We start from the raw sequence: 6,273 nt of genomic DNA, 5'->3' as shown, positions 1-6,273 counted from the left end.
AATGTGTACCTCATTTAAGCCCTAAAAATCGCTAAAGTTGATCTTTTTCAACACTCACAAATTCCCCATCCTCGAACTGGTTTCCACTTTTCTCAATTTTTACCAAAAAATCAGGGTTATAATTACTATCCTTTGTAACCTCAAATTTGATTTTTAGAGCATACATAAAAGCTTTCAGTACAGTTTCTTCCTCCTTGTTTTGAGGATGTACAATGAAAATATCTTTAGATTCCATTTTCTTGATTATCTGTTTATCAAATTTAACGTATCTGCCCCTATTTAACAAAACCAATTCTAATCACCTTGAGATGAGATTAGGAATGTGGATGGTCAATCTGGATTTAATTTCCTTAGGATTTGTTTTGTAATTATTCACATCAAAATGAAGCTGTGATCGACAAAGTAATAGTCAGGTTTTTGCGAAAAGTGGGGTTGGCATATGGACCATATCTGTAAAATGCACCAATTCCCCATCCCTGGTACTGAAATCCTGATTTCTGCTTGAGGATATTGTTGAGTTCGATACCTGATTCCAAATACCCTTTTTCCATGGTCATGAATTCTACAAAGTCATAGAATTCAGGATTGGTCAATGTACCGATGGCAAAGCTTTGGTGGAATTTGAGTTGTGGTGCAAAGATCGCCTTTCCTGCTTTTTTGTAAAACAAAGGACCTGTCTGATGGGAATAGCTCGCATGCATACTCCTGTCAGAAAGGAATTCATACAGAAACATGGTCTGTAAATATCCCGGAAACGATAAGGCAAAGTCCAAGGCGTTCCTCTGTCCGACATTGATGCCATAACCTGTATTGAGGTAGGAAATCGGCAGGTTATCTCCCCAAATGCCATGTGCTGAAAGGTGGAATTGATTCAGAGAATTGCCGGAACTCCACTGGTGCTGAAATTTGAACTCAGTATTCCAAAAATCCACATTTCCACCAAAAGCATCGGGAATGGCTTTTGAGGCCCTTATGCTAATGATAGGATAGGACATTGCCCATGAAACCAGGTTGTTTCCAATCCTTGAGACGCTTTCACCCCCGACATATCGAAAGTCAATCCCTGTCTCTGTGGCACTAAAGACTTGTGGGAAATTGTCAGAAGGTACTCCCGAACCATAGTTTAATACATTTCTCCGGTTTTCTACAGATCCGAAAATTCCCAATCGGACACCTTTTAATGGCATCTGTGAGAATTCCACAGAATAGCGCTCCACTTCATCCATGCGATCCGCTAGGAAATTCCGGAATATATTTCCCGCAGAACTGAAGGAATTTATTTTTGGCAAAAGCGTTTTTCCCGGTTCGGAGATATCTTGACTGTAGTAAAACAGCAACTTTGAATCATACTTTTTGTCCAGTCTGAATTCAGCCCCTCCTCCATATTTCCACCTGTCATCTCTGAAGCCATACCTGAAATAACCCTCTACCCTGAAAAAATCAGAAAGCTTATCATTGGAAGAAAGACCCAATCCCAATCCTACACTTTCAAATCTGTTGACCCTTAAAATCCTATTTGGAATCAAATCCACCGGACCCAATGGAATTCTTCCTGAACTTAGGCTGAGCAGTAAGTTAGACCCCTTATTGAGGAGTTTTTTGTCTTTTTCAGGCATCTGATCAAATCTCACATAGGTCAGGTATTCACGGGAAGTGAGGGAATCCAACCTGAGAATTTCCCAATCATATTTATCGTTTTGTATGTCAAAGATAATTCCTACCGGGACGAACTTTGTACTCTTTTCCAAGTCATTGATGCTGACTTCAGAGATGAAAGTCTGGTTGGTAATTTTAAACGCCTTGCCCTCAAACTCAAACTCCGGGGAAAGGTAAATGCTGTTCAGTTGCTCGGGAAACCAATTTTTTCCATCCCATTTGTTTTTTTGCTGGAGCTCAAAGAGCAGGTTTGCATCCGGATCGGAGGGTTTGATGACCATGTTTTCCAAGGCAAATCGGATAGAAGAGATATACATCAAGCCTTTTCCCAATTGGTAGACTTTGCCTTCTTTGGGCTGGTAGCTGATGATATAGGAAGTGCCGATTTCATTTTGGATACTGTCCTCCAGAAAATAGTCGTATTTTCTGAGGCCATTATTGGAAAGGGGATTTACGTAAGGAACTTCCAGGATTTTGATATGGTCGGTATAAAATGAAAAAGGCTGAAAACTGCTTGATGCCATGGCTACCAAAGGGTTTTCAATCCCCGACATTTTGGATGCTTTGACCGTTTCATTTCTTTTTCCGGGTTTTTTGAAAACCACTTCTGAAAAACTTTCAGTCATAAAAATATGACCTCCTTGAAGAAAATTAGCTGTAGTGTCGTCCACCTCAGGCTGTTCATTCAGCCCGTCAAGGGTCATTACCATTTTACTATAGCTTGAAAACTTGTACGAATCGAGCTGGTCTGGATTGTTGCTATCTTTATTTGCTATTGCCTGACGGATGATGGGAAGGGCGGGGTTTTCGCCAGCGAGAATTTGGACTTCTCCCAACTCCAAGGTTATTGGGCTCAGAAATATTTCAGGTTTGGACCCTAGTAGGCTTTGGATTGGAATTTCCTGTGGATTGTAGCTGACATGAGAAATCACCAAAATGTCCATTTCCTCAAACGAATCGAGTCTGAAAAACCCCCTGACATCGGTGGTGGTTCCTTTTCTTTCTTTTCCTTTGATCTGAATATTTACAAAAGGAATGGGTTGTTTTGTCTTTTGGTCATAAACATGACCACTGGGGATGGATTTTTGCCCAAAAGTAGAAACTTGAAATGAAAGGAATAAAATAACCCAAATTAGTATGTGGCGAAATTTCATGTAAAGAATCTTTGAAACTACTTATTATACCCAAGCCTTAAAAAAAATGTTTAGCCATTTACACCAATGCAGGAATTGAGTGATTGGTTCTGTGATCAGGTTGCTGTATCCAATTGGTCCATGATTTCGGGAACTGACTTCCATTCTGCCAACCCGATCAACCAAACCCAAAACCTGAGTTGTAGACCGGGATTGGTTAAGCCTTTGGCAAGAAGGGAGATGGCCTTGTCTCTTTTTTGTATCGATCCGGCTTTGTCTTCCGAATTCCGGTATTTCCTGGCAAATTTCCAGGCCCCATCACGTGCAAGTTTGATGCTGAAGTTCACGAGTATCTCTTCTTTTCCTTTGGCAAACCGGATAAACTTATTGAAAAATGGGGACATGTTGCCGATATTACTTTTTACGTTATCTACCAGTTCTGCCAGTACATCGTTGATTTTGTTGAAGTCGTTTTCAAGTGAAAGTAAATCTTCCCCTTCCATGGTTTCCACGGCAGCGATTCCAAGGTCAAGGTTGATGTGGGCATTGATACCTAGGAGCAGGTGTTGCAAAACCAGGTGTTTTGTTTCTTTAGTTGCCCCAAAAGCCCATGCCCATGACTCGGTGATTTTTAGTCCGGAATTGTAGCCATCATAGGCGTCAATAAACCGCTTCGCAAAAATTACATCCAATTTTTCCATTCTTGGATTGTCTTCAAATTCTGAATTGAGGATGCCTTTTTTGATCCTGATCGTAACCTGTCTGTACAGGACTGCAAAAAATCCGATCCTGTTGTTTTTACTTTTGCAATCGGCCACAATCTGATCCATTCGGGCAATCACTTCGTCGATGGTATTCATTTAGGCATTTGCGATTAAAGATTCTAAAAAGTCACCCACATAAAAGGCGACCAAAGCAGCTAAAAAGCCCAATAGGAGTGTTTCTGCTATGCTTTTTAAAACATTGGTCTGATTGACAAAGCTCTTCAACCATCCTACTGCTACAAATGCAAAACCGGTAAATACACTTGTCCATAAAAACAGGTCTATGCTAGTTTCTCTGACCAAATCATACACATACACCATCAAAGGGATAAAACCCACCAAGATAAAAGAAACCAAAGTTGCCAGCCCGATTTTGAAAGGGCTCTTGGAATCTTCTATCATGTTGAGTTCATCTTTCATCATTTCATTTACCCAACGGTCTTTGTCTGCCACAATGACATCCACCACTTTTTCCAATAATTCCCCTTCAAAACCCTTAGATTGATATATCTCTACGATCTCTTGTCGTTCCTTTTCGGGAATGTTTTCTATTTCCCAATATTCAATCTTTTTGTGTTTTTCATAGTTTTCTTTTTCTGATTTGGCAGAAAGATAAGCACCTACCGACATCGAAAAGCCGTCCGCAAGTAGGTTGGCAAAACCCAAAATAATGATGATCGAGGCATCAAGGTCGGCTCCTACGGCACCTGCCACCACTGCAAAGGTCGTCACCGCCCCATCAATTCCCCCGTAGACAAACTCACGGAGGTAATTTTGGATGTTTCCTACAAAACTGATTTCCTCATGGATTTTAGCTTCTGACATGGTTAGGATTCAATCAATATGGATATGTTGAAAATTTTAATTTCGTGTTATAAATATTCAAAAGGAGGTTTTTTTAAAGATTTTCAATCAAAAATCTTTTCACATTCTCTCCCATAATGGCTTTGATTTCCTCATCAGTAAATCCTTCCTTCATCAGTGCTTCGACAATAAGGGGTAAGCCGGTAATGTCAAACGGAACCTGAACATTTCCATCATAGTCAGAACCCAAGGCTACATGTTCGATGCCGACAAGGTTTTTGACACGCTTCATACAGGCCACGATTCCTTTGATCTCATCTTCTCCGACAGCCATGTCAAAAAAAGCAATCCCAATGATGCCTCCCTTGGCGGCCAGTCTTCTGACCTGATCATCAGACAGGTTGCGGGGGGAATTTAATACCGCCCGGATTCCTGTATGGGAAACCATCACAGGCTTGGAGGACAACTCCAATACATCATCAAACATCTTTGGAGAAGCATGGGCCAAGTCAATGACCATGTTCAGTTCATTCATCCTTTTGACTACGGACTTACCAAAATCCGTCAAGCCTTCCCCACTCATGCCGTGCGCCGAGCCTCCAAGTTCGTTGTCAAAAAAGTGGGAAGGACCAATAAGTCTTACGCCCGCGGCATAAGCCTTTTCTAGGTTTTCCATTTTTCCTTGGAGTGCATGCCCTCCTTCAATTCCCAAAAGTCCGCCAATGATGTTTTTATCTGTTTTTCTCAATTCAGCGAGTTTCAGCACATCCTCTTTTGATTTGATGAAAATGAACTCTCCATTAAAATTATCAGAAAATTCTTCCAGCATTCGGGATTGATAAAGCGTTCTTTTTATGAGACTGAACCAATTAGAAACAGGCCTTCCTTGGGCGATGTTGAGAAGAGTGATGTTGTCAGTAGCTTCAGCGCTGTTAACTTCCATGTTTTGTCCTTTTGGCGATTTGGAAACAATGGTAAAAACCTGCATGGCTACATTTCCTTCCTGCATTCTTGGGAAATCCACATGTCCGAATTCTGATTTATTGGTAAGGTCTCTTCCCCAAAGCAAGGCGTCGCAATGGAGGTCAGCCACAAATTCAAGTGAATTGAAAAGTGCTTGGGCTTCAGGGGATATTTTGTAAGGAGGAAGGATTTTGACAGGATTTCCTTTTTTCTCAATGATTCCCGGCACGACCATCGTTGCAATCCAATAGATTAAAAAGAGACTTATAAATACGATTAATGCTTTTTTCATAGGAAAATAGTGGTTTCGCTATGAAGATAATGAAAATTATGAACTGTGAAAATCAACTTTCTATGACCTCTTCCCCTGTTTTGGTGGGAATCAGGTTTTCAAATTCTTCCATAGTAAAAAGCCTTGACCTGATCAAAAACCGGATTCCCATCGGGATTTCAATAGAAAAACTACTTCCCCGGCCGGGTGTCACATCCAAGGTGAGTTCTGTATGCTTCCAGTATTCAAATTGGTCAGAACTCATAAAAAAATCGCAGCCATAGACTGTTCCCATCCAGATGTCACTGGCCCCAACCTTGAAGTCTCCCTTTTCGAAGCACATCGGAGATGAACCATCACAGCATCCGCCACTTTGGTGAAACATGAGGTCTGTTCCAAAGCGTTTTCTCAATGTGTCAATAACCTCCATCGCAGCCTCTGTAATCAGGACTCTTGGTAGGTTGGTATTTAGTGTCATGGTTTTCAGGGTTTATTTTTTGAGCAATTCGTCCATAGACCACAGTCCGTACCTGTCCGCCGTGGCGGAGCCTCTGCAAAGGAACTTCAGGCCGACTTTTTTTTTGGCTGGCGGCAAGGAACCACATACTTATTTACAATAATTCATTTTGTAAAAAATGAGAAGTTTCCTCCATTCAAAGGAAACCTCTCAAATCTCTGCCTC

6 protein-coding genes are annotated in these 6,273 nt (G+C 41.1%); all 6 read right to left on the bottom strand.

Going from position 1 to position 6,273, the window contains the following annotated elements:
• Nucleotides 1-31 precede the first annotated feature (31 nt).
• Nucleotides 32-235, bottom strand: coding sequence for a DUF2683 family protein (locus tag ACZFYI_RS13895; protein ID WP_462524730.1), 204 nt, complete (start codon nt 233-235; stop codon nt 32-34).
• Nucleotides 236-377: 142 nt separating this feature from the next.
• On the bottom strand, nt 378-2,810 hold the full coding sequence (locus ACZFYI_RS13890) for a DUF5686 and carboxypeptidase-like regulatory domain-containing protein (protein ID WP_462524729.1): 2,433 nt from the start codon (nt 2,808-2,810) through the stop codon (nt 378-380).
• A 95-nt stretch (nt 2,811-2,905) separates the two neighbouring features.
• Nucleotides 2,906-3,649 carry a DUF5995 family protein gene (locus tag ACZFYI_RS13885; RefSeq protein ID WP_462524728.1) on the bottom strand — a complete coding sequence of 248 codons (744 nt, stop codon included), beginning with the start codon at nt 3,647-3,649 and terminating at the stop codon, nt 2,906-2,908.
• Nucleotides 3,650-4,378, bottom strand: coding sequence for a VIT1/CCC1 transporter family protein (locus ACZFYI_RS13880; RefSeq protein ID WP_462524727.1), 729 nt, complete (start codon nt 4,376-4,378; stop codon nt 3,650-3,652).
• A gap of 73 nt (nt 4,379-4,451) precedes the next feature.
• On the bottom strand, nt 4,452-5,612 hold the full coding sequence (locus tag ACZFYI_RS13875) for a dipeptidase (RefSeq protein ID WP_462524726.1): 1,161 nt from the start codon (nt 5,610-5,612) through the stop codon (nt 4,452-4,454).
• 52 nt (nt 5,613-5,664) lie between these two features.
• Nucleotides 5,665-6,069 carry a DUF779 domain-containing protein gene (locus ACZFYI_RS13870; RefSeq protein WP_462524725.1) on the bottom strand — a complete coding sequence of 135 codons (405 nt, stop codon included), beginning with the start codon at nt 6,067-6,069 and terminating at the stop codon, nt 5,665-5,667.
• Nucleotides 6,070-6,273 lie beyond the last annotated feature (204 nt).

Source organism: Aquiflexum sp. (genome assembly GCF_977115555.1).
This window is presented reverse-complemented; position numbering and strand designations above follow the sequence as displayed.